The 19,752-nt window shown below is 68.9% G+C and carries 18 protein-coding genes; 12 read left to right on the forward strand and 6 right to left on the reverse strand.

Features of this window, described 5'->3' with window-relative positions:
* The first annotated feature begins 114 nt into the window (after nucleotides 1-114).
* On the forward strand, nucleotides 115-1,311 hold the full coding sequence (gene nhaA, locus CAL11_RS23115) for a Na+/H+ antiporter NhaA (protein ID WP_086094386.1): 1,197 nt from the start codon (nucleotides 115-117) through the stop codon (nucleotides 1,309-1,311).
* A gap of 91 nt (nucleotides 1,312-1,402) precedes the next feature.
* On the opposite strand, the gene CAL11_RS23120 is transcribed toward nhaA, so the two are convergent.
* A complete protein-coding gene (locus tag CAL11_RS23120; protein ID WP_086094387.1) occupies nucleotides 1,403-2,218 on the reverse strand; it encodes a DUF899 domain-containing protein in 816 nt (271 codons plus the stop codon).
* Nucleotides 2,219-2,375: 157 nt separating this feature from the next.
* Between CAL11_RS23120 and CAL11_RS23125 the strand changes: the two genes are divergently transcribed.
* The 6 genes from CAL11_RS23125 to CAL11_RS23150 all read left to right on the forward strand — a co-directional run bounded on the left by CAL11_RS23125 (nucleotide 2,376) and on the right by CAL11_RS23150 (nucleotide 8,194).
* Entirely contained in the window at nucleotides 2,376-3,116 is a 741-nt protein-coding gene (locus CAL11_RS23125) for a 5'-methylthioadenosine/adenosylhomocysteine nucleosidase (RefSeq protein WP_086094675.1), read from the forward strand.
* A complete protein-coding gene (locus CAL11_RS23130; protein ID WP_086094388.1) occupies nucleotides 3,113-3,334 on the forward strand; it encodes a DUF7661 family protein in 222 nt (73 codons plus the stop codon). Before CAL11_RS23125 ends, CAL11_RS23130 begins: the two co-directional genes overlap by 4 nt.
* Before the next feature lie 90 nt (nucleotides 3,335-3,424).
* Nucleotides 3,425-4,117: an HAD family hydrolase gene (locus CAL11_RS23135; protein WP_033467318.1), complete on the forward strand. Its 693-nt coding sequence runs from the start codon at nucleotides 3,425-3,427 to the stop codon at nucleotides 4,115-4,117.
* Nucleotides 4,118-4,153: 36 nt separating this feature from the next.
* Nucleotides 4,154-4,906 (forward strand): uracil-DNA glycosylase, encoded by a 753-nt coding sequence (locus CAL11_RS23140; RefSeq protein ID WP_086094390.1) that lies wholly within the window; start codon nucleotides 4,154-4,156, stop codon nucleotides 4,904-4,906.
* A gap of 236 nt (nucleotides 4,907-5,142) precedes the next feature.
* Nucleotides 5,143-6,915 carry a DEAD/DEAH box helicase gene (locus CAL11_RS23145; protein ID WP_086094391.1) on the forward strand — a complete coding sequence of 591 codons (1,773 nt, stop codon included), beginning with the start codon at nucleotides 5,143-5,145 and terminating at the stop codon, nucleotides 6,913-6,915.
* 19 nt (nucleotides 6,916-6,934) lie between these two features.
* Entirely contained in the window at nucleotides 6,935-8,194 is a 1,260-nt protein-coding gene (locus CAL11_RS23150; protein ID WP_086094392.1) for a class I SAM-dependent methyltransferase, read from the forward strand.
* A gap of 14 nt (nucleotides 8,195-8,208) precedes the next feature.
* Here the strand turns inward: CAL11_RS23150 and CAL11_RS23155 are convergent, their stop codons facing one another.
* Both CAL11_RS23155 and CAL11_RS23160 read right to left on the reverse strand, forming a co-directional pair.
* Nucleotides 8,209-9,303, reverse strand: a complete 1,095-nt coding sequence (locus CAL11_RS23155) for a CCA tRNA nucleotidyltransferase (protein WP_086094393.1) — start codon at nucleotides 9,301-9,303, stop codon at nucleotides 8,209-8,211.
* The gene (locus CAL11_RS23160; protein ID WP_086094676.1) at nucleotides 9,300-11,420 is read right to left on the reverse strand and encodes a transglycosylase SLT domain-containing protein; all 2,121 of its coding nucleotides are present in this window, start codon (nucleotides 11,418-11,420) and stop codon (nucleotides 9,300-9,302) included. Before CAL11_RS23160 ends, CAL11_RS23155 begins: the two co-directional genes overlap by 4 nt.
* A gap of 12 nt (nucleotides 11,421-11,432) precedes the next feature.
* Between CAL11_RS23160 and CAL11_RS23165 the strand changes: the two genes are divergently transcribed.
* The 5 genes from CAL11_RS23165 (at nucleotide 11,433) to CAL11_RS23185 (ending at nucleotide 16,955) form a co-directional block, all read left to right on the forward strand.
* Nucleotides 11,433-12,113, forward strand: coding sequence for a 5-formyltetrahydrofolate cyclo-ligase (locus tag CAL11_RS23165; RefSeq protein WP_086094394.1), 681 nt, complete (start codon nucleotides 11,433-11,435; stop codon nucleotides 12,111-12,113).
* A gap of 276 nt (nucleotides 12,114-12,389) precedes the next feature.
* The gene (locus CAL11_RS23170) at nucleotides 12,390-13,763 is read left to right on the forward strand and encodes an MFS transporter (protein ID WP_086094677.1); all 1,374 of its coding nucleotides are present in this window, start codon (nucleotides 12,390-12,392) and stop codon (nucleotides 13,761-13,763) included.
* A 1-nt stretch (nucleotide 13,764) separates the two neighbouring features.
* Entirely contained in the window at nucleotides 13,765-14,784 is a 1,020-nt protein-coding gene (locus CAL11_RS23175) for a histone deacetylase family protein (RefSeq protein ID WP_033467299.1), read from the forward strand.
* Nucleotides 14,785-14,848: 64 nt separating this feature from the next.
* On the forward strand, nucleotides 14,849-15,820 hold the full coding sequence (locus CAL11_RS23180; RefSeq protein WP_033467297.1) for a LysR family transcriptional regulator: 972 nt from the start codon (nucleotides 14,849-14,851) through the stop codon (nucleotides 15,818-15,820).
* A gap of 127 nt (nucleotides 15,821-15,947) precedes the next feature.
* Nucleotides 15,948-16,955 carry a tripartite tricarboxylate transporter substrate-binding protein gene (locus CAL11_RS23185; protein ID WP_050485082.1) on the forward strand — a complete coding sequence of 336 codons (1,008 nt, stop codon included), beginning with the start codon at nucleotides 15,948-15,950 and terminating at the stop codon, nucleotides 16,953-16,955.
* Nucleotides 16,956-16,994: 39 nt separating this feature from the next.
* On the opposite strand, the gene metF is transcribed toward CAL11_RS23185, so the two are convergent.
* From metF to ahcY, 3 genes are all read right to left on the reverse strand, one after another.
* Nucleotides 16,995-17,837 (reverse strand): methylenetetrahydrofolate reductase [NAD(P)H], encoded by an 843-nt coding sequence (metF, locus tag CAL11_RS23190; protein ID WP_086094395.1) that lies wholly within the window; start codon nucleotides 17,835-17,837, stop codon nucleotides 16,995-16,997.
* Nucleotides 17,837-18,172, reverse strand: a complete 336-nt coding sequence (locus CAL11_RS23195) for a phage holin family protein (RefSeq protein ID WP_033467292.1) — start codon at nucleotides 18,170-18,172, stop codon at nucleotides 17,837-17,839. The genes metF and CAL11_RS23195 overlap by 1 nt, the downstream gene beginning before the upstream one ends.
* Before the next feature lie 70 nt (nucleotides 18,173-18,242).
* A complete protein-coding gene (gene ahcY / locus CAL11_RS23200) occupies nucleotides 18,243-19,661 on the reverse strand; it encodes an adenosylhomocysteinase (protein WP_033467289.1) in 1,419 nt (472 codons plus the stop codon).
* Nucleotides 19,662-19,752 lie beyond the last annotated feature (91 nt).

Below are 19,752 nucleotides of genomic sequence, written 5' to 3' on the forward strand. Positions count from 1 at the left end.
GGCGCGGCAAACCCGATTCCGCATCTTCGTACGCATCTTGCCGGCAAAATTCCGCGAACACTCAGAAACGTTCAGCTAAAATTCAGTTTCCTGACAAAACCATTGCCGAGAACAGTGCCGACGACTCCTTCCCGCGCCCCATCCCTCCTGCAGGCTTTCCTGCGCTCCGAAGCCCTGGGCGGCTATGTGCTGATGATCGCCGCCGTACTGGCCCTGATCGTGGCCAATTCGCCGCTGGCGCCGGCCTATTTCCAGTTGCTGGGCACCAAGCTGGGCTATGCATCGGAAGCCTTCACCCTCAAGGAATCGGTGCTGCACTGGATCAACGACGGCCTGATGGCGGTGTTCTTCCTGCTGGTCGGCCTGGAAATCAAGCGCGAGATGCTCGACGGCCAGTTGCGGGGCGCATCGCGCATCGTGCTGCCCGGCGTGGCGGCGGCCGGCGGCATGCTGATGCCGGCCCTCGTCTATCTGCTGATCAACCAGGGCGATCCGGCCGGGCTGCGCGGCTGGGCCATCCCGGCGGCCACCGACATCGCCTTCGCGCTCGGCATCCTGGCGCTGCTGGGCAGCCGCGTCCCCACGTCGCTGAAGATCTTCCTGACCGCGCTGGCCATTCTCGACGACCTGGGCGCCATCGCCATCATCGCGGTGTTCTACACGGCCGAGCTCAACACGTCCGCGCTGGCCGCGGCCGGCGGCTTGCTGGCGGCCCTGTGCGCGCTGAACCGCCTGCGCGTGCTGCGCCTGGCGCCCTATCTGCTGGTGGGCGCGCTGCTGTGGTATTTCGTCCTGAAATCCGGCGTGCACGCCACGCTGGCCGGGGTAGCGCTGGCGCTGGCCATCCCGCTGCGCCGCCAGGACCCGCGCCAGCCGGGCGCCGAGCATTCGCCCCTGCATGCGCTGGAACACGCCCTGCACCGTCCGGTGGCCCTGCTGATCGTTCCCGTTTTCGGGTTCGCCAACGCCGGCGTGTCATTCGACGGCATGGGCATCGACAGCCTGACCGCGCCCATCCCGCTGGGCATCGCGCTGGGCCTGTTCCTGGGCAAGCAGCTGGGCGTATTCGGCTTTGCCTGGCTGGCCATCCGGACCGGCCTGGCCAGCATGCCCCGTCACGCTTCGTTCGCGCAGCTCTACGGCGTCGCGCTGCTGTGCGGCATCGGTTTCACCATGAGCCTGTTCATCGGCGCGCTGGCCTTCAACGACGCGGCCACGATCGACGCCACCAAGATCGGCGTGCTGACCGGCTCGCTGGTGTCGGCCGTCCTGGGCTACGCGCTGCTGCGCGTGCTGCCGCCGGCCGACTGAGCCCGCCTCCGGGCAGCTGTTCGACATCCGGCTGACGCAACTCAACCCGTGCGAGCAGGGCGTCCACGCCCTGCCCATGTTCCACGAACGCCTACGGATGCGGCGCGCCGCAGCAACCCGGCGCGGCATCGGGAGGCGCCTGCCCGCCGGACGCCTCATAGCGCCCGGTGGCCGCCACCTGGCCGGCCGCTCCATAACGATCGTGATGGCGCACCCAGTCCGTCAGGTTGTGGCGCGGTCCGGTCTCGTTGCGCCCCTTGGGCGTGAGATCGAGCAGCATATAGGCGCCCAGCACCTCCTCCGCCCCGCGGCCATAGGCCGAATAAGTATGGAACACCTCGCCGGCCGCATTGCGGTAGAACACGCTCAGGCCTGACAGTTCGTCGATCGGCAGCTCGGTCTCGGCATAGTTGTACAGCCCGCGTCCGCGCGCCATGTCCTGCGGCGTGAACGACACGTGGTAATCGAAGTTGAAATCGTCGCCATACGACGACACCCACTCGAAGCCCCAGCCCATGCGGCGCTTGAATGCCTCGATCTCGGCCAGCGGCGCGCGCGACACGGCCACATAGCTGACGTCATGGTGCCGCAAGTGCAGCAACGCGCCTTCCACATGGTCCACCTCGAACGAACAGCCCACGCAGCCCTCGCCCCAACCCGGGCCCAGCATGAAATGCTTGACGATCAACTGGCTGCGGCCGTCGAACAGATCGGCCAGGGTGCGCCGGCCGCGCGCGGTTTCGAACGCGTACGGCTTGTCCACCCGCACCCACGGCAAGGCGCGCCGCTGCGCGGCCAGTTCATCGCGCAGCCGCGTCTGCGCCTTCTCGCGCGCCAGCAGGGCCCGGCGCCGCTCGAGCCAGGCCTGCCGCGATACCACTTCATGACCTTCCATCGATGTCTGCATATCCGCCTCCGTGCGAGCGGGCCGCGGCCCGTCATTGCGGTATAACTCTCGAAGTCCTGAATTACAACCAACAAATTGCAAATCAGGACTTTAGGACGCAAGCGCGGCAACGGCCATAATGCAGGCTTTGCCGGCCAGCCCGGCGCGAGAGATGTCCATGCTGGGAATACTGGCCGCCCTGGCCGACGAAATCCGGGCGCTGCTCGAAGAAATGGGGCCGGGCGCCGTCACGCGGCGCATCGGCATGCGCGACTACCATGTGGGCGAATTGCGCGGCCAGCCCTGCGTGCTGGTGCTCACCCGCGTGGGCAAGGTGGCCGCGGCGGCCACCACGGCCACGCTGCTGCGCGAGTTTCCCGTCGACGCCGTGGTATTCACCGGCCTGGCCGGCGGGCTGCACGACTCGGTGCGCGTGGGCGATATCGTCATCGGCACGGCCCTCATCCAGCACGATCTGGACGCCCGCCCGCTCTTTCCGCAATACGAGGTGCCGCTGCTGGAACGCTCGCATTTCGCCACCGACGCCTGGCTGACCGAACGGCTGCATCGATGCGCCACGGGATTCCTGGCCGGCCATGCGGCCGGCCGCGCGGTGGCGCCCAGCGTGCATCGCGGCCTGATCGCCACCGGCGACTGCTTCGTCAACCGCGCCGATACGCTGCGCGGCCTGAAGGCGGCGCTGCCCGACGCGCTGTGCGTCGAAATGGAGGGCGCGGCGGTGGCGCAGGTCTGCCATGAATTCGGCGTGCCCTGCGCCGTCATGCGCACCGTCTCGGACCGCGCCGACGGCAGCGCCATGATGGATTTCCAGGACTTTCTGCGCGAAGTGGCCAGCGTCTACTCGGCAGGCGTGCTGCGCGGGTTCCTCGACATGCCGCGCAAGGAGAAACACCCATGAAATTTGACATCTATGGCCGTTACCAACTGGACATCGTGCGCGAGGGCAAAGCCTGGGTGGCCTACCGATCCGAAGCCGGCAAGCGTGCTCGCGCCTACGACATCGTCATCCCCGCCGCGCTGGCGGCCGACCAGCTGGCCGAGTACCTGGACGACCTGCTGCATGAACTGGCCGCGCCCGGCCGCCGCATCACCGCGCTGAGCGCCGCAGGCGGCTGACTCCGTGAGGGCGCGATGCCAGGCGCGGCGACGAGAGCGCCGGACGGGGTATGCTTGGACGCTTTGCAAACTCTCCCCCATATCGCCGCAATGACTGATTTTCCGTTCGACGCCGTGCTGTTCGATTGCGATGGCGTGCTGGTCGACTCCGAACCCATCACCAACCGCGTGCTGTGCCAGATGCTGGGCGAACTGGGCTGGGAACTCAGTCCGCAAGAAACGATGCGGATCTTCACCGGCAAGGCGGTGCGCGACGAACTGCCGCTGATCGAAGCGCGCACCGGCACGCGCCTGACGGACGAATGGTTCCGGGAGTTCCGCCAGCGCCGCAACGATGCGCTGGATCGCGAACTGGTCGAGATCCCCGGCGCGCCACAGGCCGTGCGCGCCCTGCACGCCGCCCTGGATGGCCGCGTTGCCGTGGCCTCGGGCGCGGACCGCCTCAAGGTGGAAATGCAGCTGGCCAAGGTGGGGCTGGCCGATTGTTTCGCCGGCCGCGTGTTCAGCGGCCAGGAACTGCCGCGCAGCAAACCGTTTCCCGATGTCTACCTGACGGCGGCGCAGGCGCTGGACGTGGCGCCATCGCGCTGCGCGATCGTGGAGGATTCCGTCATCGGCGCCACCGCCGGCGTGGCAGCGGGCGCGACCGTGTTCGGCTACAGCCCGCCCGGCCAGGCAGGCCACAGCGACGCGCAATCCTTGCTCGCGACCGGCGCGGTCCATGTGCTGACCGACATGGCCGAACTGCCATCGGTGCTGGCCGCCTGGCGGGCCGCCGCCTAGCCGGAACGCCACCCGGCCTGTGCCACAATCGCGTCCATGCCGAACGACAACCGCCTCGCCCCCGCCTCCCTCGCCGCCCAGGCGGCCGCCCTGCCCGCCGCCTGGCGCCACGTCCTGGAGCAACCCGCGGTGGCGCGCGCCTTCGCATCCGTCCTCGGCCACGTCGAACAACGCCTGGCCGAGGGCGCCGTGGTCTACCCGGCCGCGCCCTTTCGCGCCCTGGACCAGCTCGCGCCCGCGCAAGTACGCGTCGTGATCCTGGGCCAGGACCCATACCATGGCCCCGGGCAGGCCCAGGGCCTGGCCTTTTCGGTGCCCGACGACTGCAAGTGCCCGCCCAGCCTGCGCAACATCTTCAACGAAATCGCGGTGGACTATCCGCGCCCGACACGCCATGACCTGTCGGCCTGGACGCGCCAGGGCGTGCTGCTGCTCAACACGTCGCTGACGGTGGAAGACGGCCAGCCCGGCTCGCACGCCAAGCGCGGCTGGGAAACCGTCACCGACGCCCTGATCGCCGAGGTGGCGCGCGACCCGTCCCCCAAGGTCTTCCTGCTATGGGGCGCGCATGCGCAGGCCAAGCAGGCGCTGGTGCCGGCCGACGCCGGACACCTGGTGCTGGCGGCCAACCACCCGTCCCCCCTGTCGGCGCGCCGCCCCCCGGTGCCGTTTGTCGGCTGCGGGCATTTCCGCCAGACCAATGCGTGGTTGCAACAACACGGCAAAAAACCGGTGGATTGGTCGGGCGAGCAAAATAATGCTTCCCGTCAAGGGGAATTCGCGTTATGATCGCTGCACTGCACAAACCAGATTCGGCATACGCGCGCTCTTGATGCGCCTTCAACGCAGTCTTTCCGGCACGGCTACACGCCACCGGCCCATGCCGAAGCTCATCGCTTCCTGACCTCTTTCCTTTCGCCCCGCGCTTGAATTTGAAAGCGCAATCCGCGCACGGTTGATTCGGTCGGCACGATGCTCCATCAACCGCTGCCCGGACCGACACCTTTTCCCTTGTTCGGCCGCGCATGCATATGCGCCGCTATACGCGGCAAGGAAAAGCTATGTCTTTCGAAGACTTGGGCTTGGCGCCCACTATTCTCTCGGCCCTGAGCGAGGCCGGTTTCACCGAACCCACTTCGGTGCAGGCCGCGGCCATCCCCCAGGCCATGGCCGGCGCCGACCTGATGGTCTCTTCGCAAACCGGTAGCGGCAAGACCGCCGCGTTCATGCTGCCGGCGCTCAACCGCATCGCCCACCAGCCCGGCAACAAGGGCGTCGGCGTGCAAGTGCTGGTGCTGACCCCGACGCGCGAACTGGCGCTGCAGGTCGCCGACGCCACGGCGTCGTATGGCCGCAACCTGCCCGGCCTGCGCACCGCCACCGTCGTGGGCGGCATGCCCTATGGCGCGCAGCTCAAGGCGCTGTCGCGCCGCGTCGACGTGCTGGTGGCCACCCCGGGCCGCCTGATCGACCACCTGAAGGCCGGCCGCGTCAAGCTGAATACCGTGCACACCCTGGTACTGGACGAAGCCGACCGCATGCTGGACATGGGCTTCATCGAGGATATCGAAACCATCATCGAGCGCCTGCCGCAAGAGCGCCAGACCCTGCTGTTTTCGGCCACCCTGGACGGCAGCGTGGCGCGCCTGGCCGAACGCATGATGCGTGAGCCGCAGCGCATCGAAATCGCCGGCCATCGCCAGAAGCACGCCAACATCACGCAAAGCCTGCTGTACGCCGACGACGCCGCGCACAAGATGCGCCTGCTGGACCACGTGCTGCGCGATGCGCGCCTGGACCAGGCCATCGTCTTCACCGCCACCAAGCGTGGCGCCGACGACCTGGCCGACCGCCTGGCCGACCAGGGCTTTGCCGCCGCCGCGCTGCATGGCGACATGAACCAGCGCCAGCGCACCCGTACGCTGGGCCAGCTGCAACGCGGCCAGCTGCGCGTGCTGGTGGCGACCGACGTGGCCGCGCGCGGCATCGACGTGCAAGGCATCAGCCACGCCGTCAACTTCGACCTGCCCCTGCAGGCCGAGGACTACGTGCACCGCATCGGCCGCACCGGCCGCGCCGGCCGCGACGGCCAGGCGTTCACGCTGGCCACGCACGCCGAACGCCACAAGGTGCGGCGCATCGAGCACTACATCGGCCAGTCGATCAACGCCGAAGTCATCGCCGGCCTGGAGCCGCAACGCACCCCGCGCCCGAGCACCGGCGGCCCGCGCCGCGGCGGCAAGCCGATGGGCGGCAAGCGTCCCGGCGGCTACGGCGCGCCGCGCGAGTTCGGCGACCGGCCCCAGCGCCCCTACGGTGACCGTCCCCAGCGCGACTTCGGCGATCGGCCCCAGCGCGACGCCGGCGATCACCCGCAGCGCAGCTTCGGCGACCGGCCCCAGCGCCCCTACGGCGACCGTCCGCAGCGCGATTTCGGCGATCGGCCCCAGCGCAGCTTCGGCGACCGCCCCCAGCGCGATTTCGGCGATCGGCCCCAGCGCCCCTACGGCGACCGCCCCCAGCGCGACTTCGGCGACCGTCCCCAGCGCAGCTTCGGCGACCGCCCGCAGCGCGATTTCGGCGACCGTCCCCAGCGCCCCTACGGCGACCGCCCCCAGCGCGACTTCGGTGACCGTCCGCAACGCGACTTCGGCGACCGCCCGCAGCGCAGCTTCGGCGACCGTCCCCAGCGCGAAGGCGGCTGGCACGGCGCCCCGCGCGAAGGCCGTTCGTTCGACAAGCGCCCCGGCGGTCCCGCCAAGCGCTTCGCCAAGCCGGCCGCGCCCCGCCGCGGCTAAGGCCTGAACCATCCGGACCATGCGGCGCGGGCCTGCCCGCGCCGCTGCGCTCCACCGGGCGTTTTCCCTTCATGGGAAAATAGCAGCCATGCAACGCCCTGCTTCCTCCTCGCTTCCCCCTCTCGACCCGGCCGCCAGCGCGCATAGCGCCAGCGTGGCCCGGCACCTGCGTGCCGCCATCGCCGCTGCCGGCGGCTGGCTGCCGTTCTCGCAATGGATGTCCGCCGCGCTGTATGCGCCCGGGCTGGGTTATTACACCGCGGGCGCCGCCAAGCTGGCCTCGCCCGCCGATGCGCAAGGCCCGGCCTTGCCGGCCGGCGACTTCGTCACCGCCCCTGAACTGACTCCGCTGTTCGCCGCCACCGTGGCGCGCCAGGTCGCGCAGGTCCTGCGCGCAACGGACACCGCCAGCGTGCTCGAATTCGGCGCGGGCACCGGCGCGCTGGCCGAAGGCGTGCTGCGCGCGCTCGCAGGCATGGACTGCCCGGCGCGCTACCTGATCGTGGAAGTCTCGGCCGATCTGCGGCAACGGCAGCAGTCCCGCCTGGCGCCATTCGGCGATCAAGTGCAATGGCTGGACCAGCTGCCCGATGCCTTCGCCGGCTGCGTGCTCGGCAATGAAGTGCTCGACGCCATGCCGGCCACGCTGTTTCGCTGGAGCGAGGCCGGCACGGTGCAGGAGCGCGGCGTCATCCTGGATGCCGACGGCGCATTCGCCTGGCGGGATCGCGACGCCGACGCCGCTCTCGCGCAAGCCGTGGCGCAGCGTATGCCGCCGCTGCCCGGCTACGTATCCGAAATCAACCTGCAGGCCGAGGCCTGGGTCCGCGGCATGGGCCTGTGGCTGCAACGCGGCGCGGCGCTGCTGCTGGACTACGGGTTTCCGCGCAGCGAGTACTACCACCCGCAACGCGCCGGCGGCACGCTGATGTGCCACCTTCGCCACCATGCGCACGCGGACCCATTCGTCGCGCCGGGCCTGCAGGACATCACCAGCCACGTCGATTTCACCGCCATGGCCGATGCCGCGCTGGCTGGCGGCCTGCAGGTGCTGGGCTATCTCTCGCAGGCGCGCTTCCTGGTGAACGCCGGCCTGCTCGACACGCTTTCACAGCTGGATCCGACCGATGCGCGCACCTACGCGCAAGCCGTGGCGCCGGTGCAGAAACTGCTGTCCGAGGCGGAAATGGGCGAACTGTTCAAGGTGCTGGCCGTAGGCCGCGACATGCCCGAACCCCTGCTGGGCTTTGCCCGCGGCGACCGGCGCGGCACGCTGTAAGGCCTGCGAAATTCCTACGCGCCGCCCAGGGCCTGCAAGCGCGCCTGGCGCAGCGCCGGCTTGATGCGCGCCGGATCGCCGGCGCATTGCCGCGCGATCGCGCCGGCGTCGATGGCGCGCACGGCCTGCACGCGCGCGCGCCAGGCGGGCAGGTCCACCGGCGCCACGATCGCTGCCGCCTGCAGCAGGGCGTCGAAACGCTCGGGCTTGCGCAAGGCATCGCAGCGCTCGATCAGGTCCAATTGCGCGGCCGGCGTCGCGCTGGACGCCAGCGCCTCGACCGCCAGCGGCAGCAGGCGCGCCTGGTCCATGCACTCGACCGGCGCGCGCAGGCGGCGGCCCAGCGCGTCGCGCTCGGGCGTATGGCGGCACAGCAAGGCATAGCGGCCCGCCAGCGGCAGGCCCGCGGCCGCGGCGCGATCGATCTCGGCGCGCACGGCCGCCTCGTCGTGCAACTCGGGCATCACGCGCGCCAGCGCGCCTGCCTGGGCCAGCACGTCCAGCATGCGCGACGGCGCCTGCGCCATCAATCCGCGCGACACCTCTTTCCAGACCCGCTCCGGCACCAGCGCATCGGCTTCGCCGGCCTCGACCATGCGACGGCATAGCCGCATGGTTTCCGGCGCGATGCTGAAGTCGCCAAAACGCGCGGCAAAACGGCCCAGGCGCAGGATGCGCACCGGGTCCTCGGCAAAAGCCTCGCCCACGTGGCGCAGCACGCGGCCCCGTACATCGGCCACGCCATCGAGGGGGTCGATCAGTTCGCCCTGCGGCGTACGGGCGATCGCATTGACCGTCAGGTCGCGCCGCTGCAGGTCCTGCTCCAGCGTGACGTCGGCGCCGGTGTAGAAGGTGAACCCCTTGTAGCCGCGCCCCGATTTGCGTTCGGTGCGCGCCAGCGCGTATTCCTCTTTCGTGCGCGGGTGCAGGAACACGGGGAAATCGCCGCCCACCGGGATGAAGCCGCGCCGCGCCATGTCCTCCGGCGTGGCGCCCACCACCACCCAGTCGCGGTCGCCCGCCGGCAAGCCGAGCAGGTCGTCGCGCACCGCGCCGCCGACGATATAGACCTGCAGCCCGGCAACGCCTGGATCGTCGGTCGTGCTCATCGCTGGCTGGCGGCCAGGGCCGGCTGCGGCGGCACGATGCTGCCCAGGCGCTCCTTCAGCGATTGCGGTTGTCCGCTGAACATGGCGGCGTAGTACACGGCGTTGGACATGACGTTCTTGACGTACAGGCGCGTCTCGTTGAACGGGATGGTTTCGGCGAAGATGGCGCCTTCGACCGGGTGGCCGAACGAGGCGCGCCAATTGCGCGGACGGCCCGGCCCGGCGTTGTAGCCGGCGCTGGCCAATACCTGGGAGCCATCCAGCCCCTGCAGCACGATGTTGAGGTACTGCGTTCCCAGCTCGGTGTTGACGTCGAAATCGTTGACCGAGCCGGGCTGGAAATCGCTCATGCCGATCTTGCGCGCCACCCATTTGGCGGTGGCCGGCATCAGCTGCATCAGGCCGGACGCGCCGGCGTGCGAGCGCGCATCCATGATGAAGCGCGACTCCTGGCGGATCAGGCCATACACCCAGGCCGGGTCCAGGTCGATGGCACGCGCCTTGGCGCTGACCCGGCCTTCGAAGGGCGCGATGAAGCGCTGGCTGAAGTCGAACTGCTCGGCGGTGCGCTCGGAGGTATTGACCACGCGGTCGTAGATGCCTTCGGCGCGCGCCAGCTCGGCGGCGGCGAACAGCTGGCGATCGGACATGCCGCGCAGCGAGAAATTCCACTCCGGCACGGCTTCGGCGCGCCAGCCCAGCCGGAACAGGTAGATCGCGCGGCGCAGGCCGGGATGCGCGCGGGCCTCGGCGATTTCGGCATCGGTGACCGGCGCCGGCGCCGGCGGCACGGTGATGCGGCGGCCCAGCTCCTCGGCGGCCAGCTGGCCATAGAAATTGAACTGGTCGGCAATGCTGGCGTAAGCCTGGCCGGCCTGCTGGTCGCGGCCCAGCGCGGCCTGCCCGCGAGCCTTCCAATACACCCACACGGGCTCGGCCTGCTGCGACGGCGGCATGCCGTCGATGGCCTCGATGACCCATTTCCAGTCGATGCGCGGCTGACGCAAGGCCGAGCGCACTTTCCAGGCATGGCTGTACTCGGTCATGCGCACCGCGCCCGCTTCGCGGTACCACTCGTACGCGCGCGGATCCTGGTTGAGCACCGCCACCAGCGCGTACTGGCTGCGCACCCAGGCCAGGTTCTGCCTGGGCAGGTGGCGCGCCCATTCGCGCCGCAGGTACGAGTCCGCCACGCTCACGTCCGGCTTGTTCAGGCGAGCCAGGGCCAGCGTGACCAGTTCCTTCTCGTTGCGCCCGACCGGCGACTTGTCCTGGCGGACCAGCCACTTCATCGGGTCTTTCATCATCTGGTCGTAGATCTTCTGGTCTTTCGGCTCGAAGATGTACTGCGCCAGCTTGCGCGCATCCGACAGCTTGCCGGCCTCGATGGCGTCACGCAGCTGCGGCTGGATTTCGTCCCAGCCCAGCACCCCATCGGCCACCAGTTGATCGTACAGGGCCCAACAGGCCGTGCCCGGCGCGAACGCCGCCACGGCCTCCGCGGCGCTGGCGCGCTGCCCGGTCATGTGGCGCGCGTCGAGCCCGGCGCAGGCGATCTGCGCATTGCCCTGCTTGACCGGCCCCAGGCGGCGCACGGTTTCGAAGTCGCCGGCGCGCGCCGCCGCCTGGATCCAGTCGCCGCGCAGGCGGTCCTCCAGGTAGCTGCCGGCATGCGCGGCCAGAAACCGCTGCAGTTCGGCGTCCGGCCGGCGGCCGCCCGGCGGACTCCAGAGCTGGTAGCGCAGCAGCCAGTACTCCGGATACATGCCCAGCGGATCGGTCTTGGCCTGCGGCGCCAGCGCGCCGAGCACGGACCACTGCTTGCGCTGGGACGCTTCGCGCGCCGCCACCACGGCCTGCTGGGCGGGCGTCTGCGGCGCCGGCGGCAAGCCGGCCAGCACCGCCGGCGGCACCGCGATGGGCCGCCTGGCCTGTTCGGCATCCGGCGCGGCCTGCATCGACACCGCGGCGGGCGCGGCGCTGGCGCGCTGCTGCGCGTCCACCGGCGCACAGGCCGCCGTGAAAAGCGCCAACACCGGCAGCCAGCCGCGCATGCCGTCGGCCGCGTCACGGAGCGCCAATTTCTGATACCGTCTTGCTTCAAGCACTCGTTTCATCGCCAGGCCCGCATGCACACTCAAAATACCGCCAAGAATACCGCAGCCGCGCTGCGCGCGCGATTGCGGCAGTCCCGGGCCGAACTGACCAGCAGCCAGCGCAGCCGTGGAGCGCTGCTGATGCGCGGACGCCTGTTCACCTGGCTCAACCTCGCCCGCGAACAGGCCGCCGCCCAGGGCCGCCCCCTTTCCCGCGTGGCCGCCTTCTGGCCCATGGAAGACGAACCCGACCTGCTGCCCCTGCTGGAGCAATGGGTCGAGTCCGGCATCGCCGTCTGCCTGCCCGCCGTCCAGGAGCGCGACGCCCCGCTGGCGTTTCGGGATTGGACACCCGACAGCGCCATGCGCACCGGCGCGTATGGCATCCAGGAGCCCGCGGACGGCCCGGCGGTGGTGCCCGACGTGGTGCTGGTCCCGACGCTGGGCTACACCCTGGACGCCGATCGGCTGGGTTACGGCGGCGGCTACTACGACCGTACGCTGGCCGCCCTGCAGGCTGCCGGCGCACCGCCGACCACCATCGGCATCGCCTGGTCGGAAGGCCTGCTGCCGGATGACTACGAGGCCGCCGCGCACGACATCGCCCTGGACGCCATCCTCACGCCCGACGGCTGGGTGCCGGGCGCGCCCCTGGTGGCCAGCGGCGCCGCGGCCGGCCACCACAGCGCCGGCAGCCGGTTCCTGCTGCGCTGAACCCGCCGTCCCGGGCGGCCCGCCCCCAGGGGTTTTCCCTAGGGTAGACGCGCCCCCCGTTTCCGGCGCCGGCCGCGCCCAACGCTGCGGCCGGGCTGGCGGCAACGCCACAATGTGTTGATTCACAAGCAATTTTCGTTCGACCACGGCGCAAAACAACCGCCACGGCGGCGCGTCGCGCGCGCCACATAAATCAAACGAATATGGCGAATAAATAAATAGAATTTTTCTTATATGCGGCGGTGGCCGTATAACAACGGCGGCCACCGGGCAATCGTGCCGGCCATCCGCCAGTCATACGAGAGAAACATGCAGGGGAATCACAAAACGGCTACCCATCAGCCGGTGCGCGCGTCCATCGCCGCATTCGTCGGCACCATGATCGAGTGGTACGACTTCTATATCTACGCCACGGCAGCCGCCCTGGTATTCGGCAAACTGTTCTTCCCATCGGTCGACGGCTTCTACGGCACCCTGGCCGCGTTCGGCACCTTCGCCGTGGGCTTTCTGGCGCGTCCGCTGGGCGGCGCGGTGTTCGGCCACATCGGCGACCGCATCGGCCGCAAGAAGTCGCTGGTCATCACGCTGCTGCTGATGGGCACGGTCACGGTGCTGATCGGCCTGCTGCCCACCTATGCCTCCATCGGCGTCTGGGCCCCGATCCTGCTGGTGGCGCTGCGCTTCATCCAGGGGATTGCCGTGGGCGGCGAATGGGGCGGCGCCGTCCTGATGGCCGGCGAACACTCGCCCGACCGCAGCAAGCGCACCTTCTTCGCCTCGTTCGCGCAGCTGGGCAGCCCGGCCGGCCTGATCCTGTCGATGCTGATGTTCAAGCTGGTGACCTCGCTGGACGACGCCGCCTTCATGGACTGGGGCTGGCGCGTGCCGTTCCTGTTCAGCGCCGCATTGCTGGTGGTGGGCTTCGCGATCCGCCTGAGCGTCAACGAATCGCCCGACTTCCTGGCCGAGCAGGCCGAGAAGGCGCGCCTGAAGGACGGCGCCGCGAAGCAGGCCGCCGACAAGGCGCCCATCGTGGAAGTGCTGCGCGGCGCCTCCGGCCTGCTGGCCCTCGCCGTGGGCGCCAACGTGCTGGGCATCGCCGGCTTCTACTTCACCAACACGTTCATGCTGGCCTACACCACGCAGTACGTGGGGCTGAGCCGCGGCGTCATCCTCGACTGCCTGCTGGTGGTATCGGTGATGCAATTCATCATCACGCCGCTGTCGGCGCACATCGCCACCCGCATCGGCAATCGGCGCTTCCTGCTGATCACCTCGTTCCTGTCGATCTTCACGCCGTACGTGATGTTCAGCATGGTCGACCAGGGCACGCTGACCAGCCTGACGCTGGGCGTGGGCCTGGCCGTGGTCTGCCTGGGCGCCTACTATGCGGTGATCGCGGGCTACGTGAGCGACAGCTTTCCCACCCGCATCCGCTACACCGGCATTTCCATGGCCTACCAATTGTCGGGCGCCATCTTCGGCGGCCTGACGCCCATCCTGGGCACCATCCTGGCCGAGAAGTTCCAGGGCCACTGGTGGCCGCTGGCCCTGCTGTTCAGCGGCATCTCGCTGCTGTCGATGATTTCGGTAATCTTCCTGGCCAACCATCGCGCCGATGCGGTGACGGCCCCGCTGCGGAGCGCCTGACATGAAAGCCTTCTACCATCCCGACCAGAAGCTGCACCACCCGCAAACCTATTTCTCGCGCGGCAAGATGCGCACGCCCCAGGAAGTGCCGGCGCGCCTGGACGCCCTGGCCGAGGCCGCGCGCAAGCTGAAGTTCGACGTGCGCGAGCCGGTCGACGCCGGCGCCGGCGCGATCGGCGCGGTCCATTCGCTGGATTACCTGCGCTTTCTGCGGGAAGCGCATGCGCGCTGGAAGCAGTTGCCCGATGACTGGGGCGACGAAGTCGTGTCGAACGTCTTCGTGCGCGAACCCAACGCCCTGCGCGGCGTGCTGGCGCAGGCGGCCCGCTACCTGGCCGACGGCAGCTGCCCGGTCGGCCCGCATACCTGGCAATCGGCCTACTGGGCGGCGCAATGCGCCATCTCCGGCGCGCAGACCCTGCTCGACGGCGAGCGCCATGCCTACGCCCTGTGCCGCCCGCCCGGCCACCATGCGCGGCGCGACGCCGCCGGCGGCTTCTGCTACCTCAACAACGCCGCCATCGCCGCGCAGATGCTCACGCAGCGCTACAAGCGCGTGGCCATCCTCGATACCGACATGCACCATGGCCAGGGTATCCAGGAAATCTTCTACGAGCGCAGCGACGTGCTGTACGTGTCCATCCATGGCGACCCGGAGAACTTCTATCCGGTGGTGGCCGGCTTCGAGAACGAGCGCGGCGCGGGCGAAGGCTATGGCTACAACGTCAACCTGCCCATGCCGCACGGCTCGCCCGAACCCGTGTTCTTCGACCGCCTGCAGCAGGCGCAGCGCGCCATCGAGCTGTTCCAGCCCGACGCCCTGGTGCTGTCGCTGGGCTTCGACGTATTCGAGAAGGACCCGCAAGCCATGGTCGCGGTCAGCGCCAATGGCTTCGAGCGCCTGGGCCAGGCAATCGGCGCCTTCAGGCTGCCGACGCTGATCGTGCAGGAAGGCGGCTACTATATCGAGGGCCTGGAAGACAACGCCGAACGCTTCTTCGCGGGCCTGGCCAAGGCCTGAGGTCCAGCCCCGTCCATCCGGAAAAGGCGGCCGCGGCCGCCTTTTTTCATGCCTTCCGCAAACCATGTCCGCCAGCCCCGCCCCCAAGAAATCCGCCGCCGCGCTTGCCCCCGAACGCCTGGACTGGAACCTGTTGCGCACCTTCATGTTCGTGGTGCAGGAACGCGGCGTCGGACGCGCCGCGACCGCGCTGCACCTCAGCCAGCCCGCCGTCAGCCAGGCGCTCAAGCGGCTGGAGCAGGCGGTGGGCGGGATGCTGCTCTACCGCCGCAGCGGCGAGTTCCGCCTCACCAACCTGGGCGAGGAAATCTATCGCCTGGCGCGCGAGATGTACGGCATGGTGGCGCGCGTCGAGGAAGCCGCCATCCAGGACGAGGACGATATCGCGGGCACCTTGCGGCTGCTGGTGATGAGCAAGATCCAGAGCACGGCCTACGACGATTTCCTGGCGCACTTCCACCGCCGCTATCCCAGGGTGGAGTTCTACGTCGACGTCATGCAAAGCGCCGCCATTCTGGACGCGCTGACCAAGCGGGTGCCGGCGCTCGGGCTGTGCCTGTGCCGCAAGGCCATCGACACGCTGGAACGGCGCCTGTTCCTGCGCCATCGCTACGTGGTGGTGTGCGGCCGCCACCATCCGTTCTTCTCGCGCCGCAACGTGCGCGTCGAGGACCTGATGGACCAGAACTTCGTCTGCTTCGCCAGCGACCAGCTGGGCGACACGCTGTCGCCGCTGACGATCTTCCGCGACCAGCAGGGCTTTACCGGCCGCATCGTGGGCACCTCGCCCTACCTCGAGGAAATCCGCCGCATGGTCGTGGCCGGCGTGGGGCTCAGCTTCCTGCCCGAACACCTCATCCGCCAAGACGTGCTGGCCGGCGAACTGCGCCGCCTTCCTCCCGAGCACAACGTAGCCGAGATCGATGTATTCCTCGCCTGGCACCGGCAGCGCAAGCTGAGCGCCGCCGAACAGGCCTTCCTGGCCGCGTTCGAGCGCTTCCTGCACCGCACCCCGCTGGAGATGCGGGCGCGCTGACCCCATTCCCTTAGGGCAATCCCCCATTCGGCCCGCGCTAAGCGCGCCTTTGGCAACCGCTAATTCCCGCCGCCGGCAGTCTCGCCCAAACTGGCGTCTCCATAATTACAGACCGGAGACACCCACCATGGTTGCCCCACCGATCCGCGCGCGCTGGCGCGCGACGCTGTCGCGCACGGTCGCGCCCTTGGCGCTGGCCGCCCTGTGCGGCGGCGCCTGGGCCCAGCCCTCGTACCCCACGCGCGCCATTACCCTGGTCGTGCCCTTCGCCGCCGGCGGTCCGACCGACGTGGTGGCGCGCACGCTGGGCGCGTCCATGAGCAAGACCCTGGGCCAGTCCATCGTGGTCGAGAACCGCACCGGCGCGGGCGGCACGCTGGCGCCCAACCACGTGGCGCGCGCCACGCCCGACGGCTACACCTTCCTGATCCACCACAACGGCATGGCCACGGCCCCGGCCCTGTACCGCAAGCTGCCGTACAAGCCGCTGGCCGATTTCGATTACGTGGGCCAGGTTGCCGACGTGCCCATGACCCTGCTGGGCCGCAAGGACCTGCCGCCGGACGACATGCCGGCCTTCGTGAAGTACGCCCATGCCAACGCCGGCAAGCTGAACCTGGCCAACGCCGGGCCGGGTGCCGTATCGCAGCTGTGCGGCATGCTGCTGCAGGAAGCCCTCGGCGTGCAGCTGACCGCCATCCCGTACGCGGGCACCGCTCCGGCGCTCAGCGCGCTGCTGGGCGGGCAGGTCGACATCCTGTGCGACCAGACCACGCAGACGATCCCCCACATCAAGGCCGGCAATGTCAAGCTGTACGGCGTGACCACGCTGCAGCGCATCAAGACGCTGCCCGACACGCCGACGCTCGACGAGAGCGGGCTGAAGGGTTTCGAAGTGAAGGTGTGGCACGGCATCTACGCGCCCAAGGGCACGCCGCCGGCGGCCATCGAAACCTTCAACGCCGCGCTGCGCGCCGCGCTGAAAGACCCGGCGTTCACCCGGAAGATGGCCGAACTGGGCGCCGATATCGTGCCGCCCGAGAAGCAGACGCCGCAAGGCCTGCAGACCTGGCTGCAGGCCGAAACCGAGAAATGGGGCGCCATGATCCGCAAGGCCGGCGTCTACGCCGACTGACGGGCCCGCGCGCCCGGCCCCGCGGCCGGGCGCCGGACGCTAGGCGTTGAGCGCCTTCCAGATGCCGAGCGTGGCTTCGGCGTGGTTGAGCGTGTAGAAATGCACGCCGGGCGCGCCGTTGTCCAGCAGGGTCTGGCACAGCTCGGACACGACATCCAGGCCGAAGGCGCGGATCGAGGCCTTGTCGTCCCCGTACTCGGCCAGGCGCAGGCGGATCCAGCGCGGGATTTCGGCCCCGCACATCTCCGAGAAACGCACCAGCTGGGTGTGGTTGGTGATGGGCATGATGCCCGGCACGATGGGTATCGTCACGCCCTTGGCCTGCGCGCGCTCGACGAAATCGAAATACGCGTCGGGATTGAAGAAGTACTGCGTGATGGCCGCGTCGGCGCCAGCCTGCACCTTGTTGACGAAATGCGCCAGATCGGCCGACGGACTTTCGGCTTGCGGATGCATCTCGGGGTAGGCGGCCACCTCGATATGGAACCAGTCGTCGGTTTCCTGGCGGATGAAGGCCACCAGATCGCTGGCGTAGCGCAGCTCGCCCGCGTCGCCGCCCATGCCCGAAGGCAGGTCGCCGCGCAGGGCGACCAGCCGGCGCACACCCTGCTCGCGATAGGCCGCCAGGATGTCGCGCAACTGGTCGCGCGTGGCGCCGATGCAGGACAGGTGCGGCGCCGCGTCGCAACCGAGGTTGCGCAGCGTACGCACGGTGTCGGCCGTGCCGGCGCGCGTGGAGCCGCCCGCGCCGAAGGTGACGCTGACGTAGCGCGGCTGGATCGCCAGCATCTGCTTGGCCGCGCGCACCAGCCGCTCCTGGGCGGCGATGTCGCGCGGCGGGAAAAACTCCAGGCTGAAAGCGGGAGCAGTGGATTGGGTCATCAGGGGATCAGTTTGGTCAGCAGGCCGGCAATGATGCTGTACAGGATCGCTCCCGCCACGGCCCACCAGAACCCGTTGACCTGGAAGCCGCGCAGCACGGAGCCGGCGAACCAGAACAACAGGGCGTTGAGAATGATCAGGAACAGGCCGAGCGTGACGATGGTGATGGGCAGCGTCAGCAGGACCAGCACCGGCTTGACCAGCATGTTCAGCAAACCAAGCACCAGCGCCGCCACCAGGGCGGAGCCGAAGCTGGCCACCGTGATGCCGGGCAGCAGGTAGGCCACCGCCAGCAGCGCAACTGCGTTGAGGATCCAGACCAGAAGCAGAGCCATGTTCGATCTCCTTGGGATGAGGCGGCCCGCGCCACGATGGCGCGGCCCCGCCCCTATTGTGCTACATCCATCAATAGCGATAGTGGCCCGGCTTGAACGGCCCTTCGACCGGCACGCCGATGTAGTCGGCCTGTTGCTTGCTCAGCGTCGACAGCCTGGCGCCCAGCTTCTTGAGATGCAGGCGCGCCACCTTCTCGTCCAGGTGCTTGGGCAGCACGTACACCTGGCCCGTGGTGTAGGCCTCGTTGCGCGTGAACAGCTCGATCTGCGCGATGGTCTGGTTGGCGAACGACGAGGACATCACGAACGACGGGTGGCCGGTGGCGCAGCCCAGGTTCACCAGGCGGCCCTTGGCCAGCAGGATGATGCGCTTGCCGTCGGGAAAGATCACGTGGTCGACCTGCGGCTTGATCTCTTCCCACTGGCAGTTTTCCAGCCCGGCGACGTCGATCTCGTTGTCGAAGTGGCCGATGTTGCACACGATGGCCTGGTCCTTCATGGCCTCCATGTGCTGGCGCGTGATGACGTGGTAGTTGCCGGTGGCGGTCACGAAGATATCGGCGTGCGCGGCCGCCTCTTCCATGGTGACGACCTTGTAGCCTTCCATCGCCGCCTGCAGGGCGCAGATCGGATCGATCTCGGTCACCCACACTTGCGCGCGCAGCGCGGCCAGCGCCTGGGCGCAGCCCTTGCCCACGTCGCCATAGCCGGCCACCACCGCGATCTTGCCGGCCACCATCACGTCGGTGGCGCGCTTGATGCCGTCGACCAGCGACTCGCGGCAACCATACAGGTTGTCGAACTTCGACTTGGTGACCGAGTCATTGACGTTGATGGCGGCGAAGGCCAGCTCGCCCTTTTGCGACATCTGGTACAGGCGGTGCACGCCGGTGGTGGTTTCCTCGGTCACGCCCTTGATCTGGGCCAGGCGGGTCGAATACCACTTCGGATCGCGCGCCAGGGTTTCCTTGATGGCCGCGAACAGCACGCGCTCTTCTTCGCTGCCGGGCTTAGCCAGGACCGAGATGTCCTGCTCGGCGCGCGCGCCCAGGTGCAGCAGCAGGGTCGCATCGCCGCCGTCGTCCAGGATCATGTTGGCATGGCGGCCTTCGGGCCACTCGAAGATCTTGTGGGTGTACTGCCAGTACTCCTCGAGGGTTTCGCCCTTGATGGCGAACACCGGCGTGCCTGTGGCGGCGATGGCCGCGGCGGCGTGGTCCTGGGTCGAGAAGATGTTGCACGAGGCCCAGCGCACTTCGGCGCCCAGCGCCACCAGCGTTTCGATCAGCACGCCGGTCTGGATGGTCATGTGCAGGCTGCCGGCGATGCGCGCGCCCTTGAGCGGCTGGCTGGCGGCGTACTCGTCGCGAATCGCCATCAGGCCGGGCATCTCGGTTTCGGCAATGGCCAGCTCGCGGCGGCCCCAGCCGGCCAGCGCCATATCGGCGACGATGTAGTCGGCAACGGATTTATCGGTTACAGCATTCATGGTGTGGCTCCACGTGAAAGTCGAACGGCGCGCAATGAAGCCGGGCAACGCGTAGCACCATGATCCGCACGGCGCGTACTCGCCTTTCCCG

Origin of the sequence: Bordetella genomosp. 6 (genome assembly GCF_002119705.1) — a bacterium.
In the GTDB taxonomy this organism is placed as follows: Bacteria; Pseudomonadota; Gammaproteobacteria; order Burkholderiales; family Burkholderiaceae_B; genus Bordetella; species Bordetella bronchiseptica_F.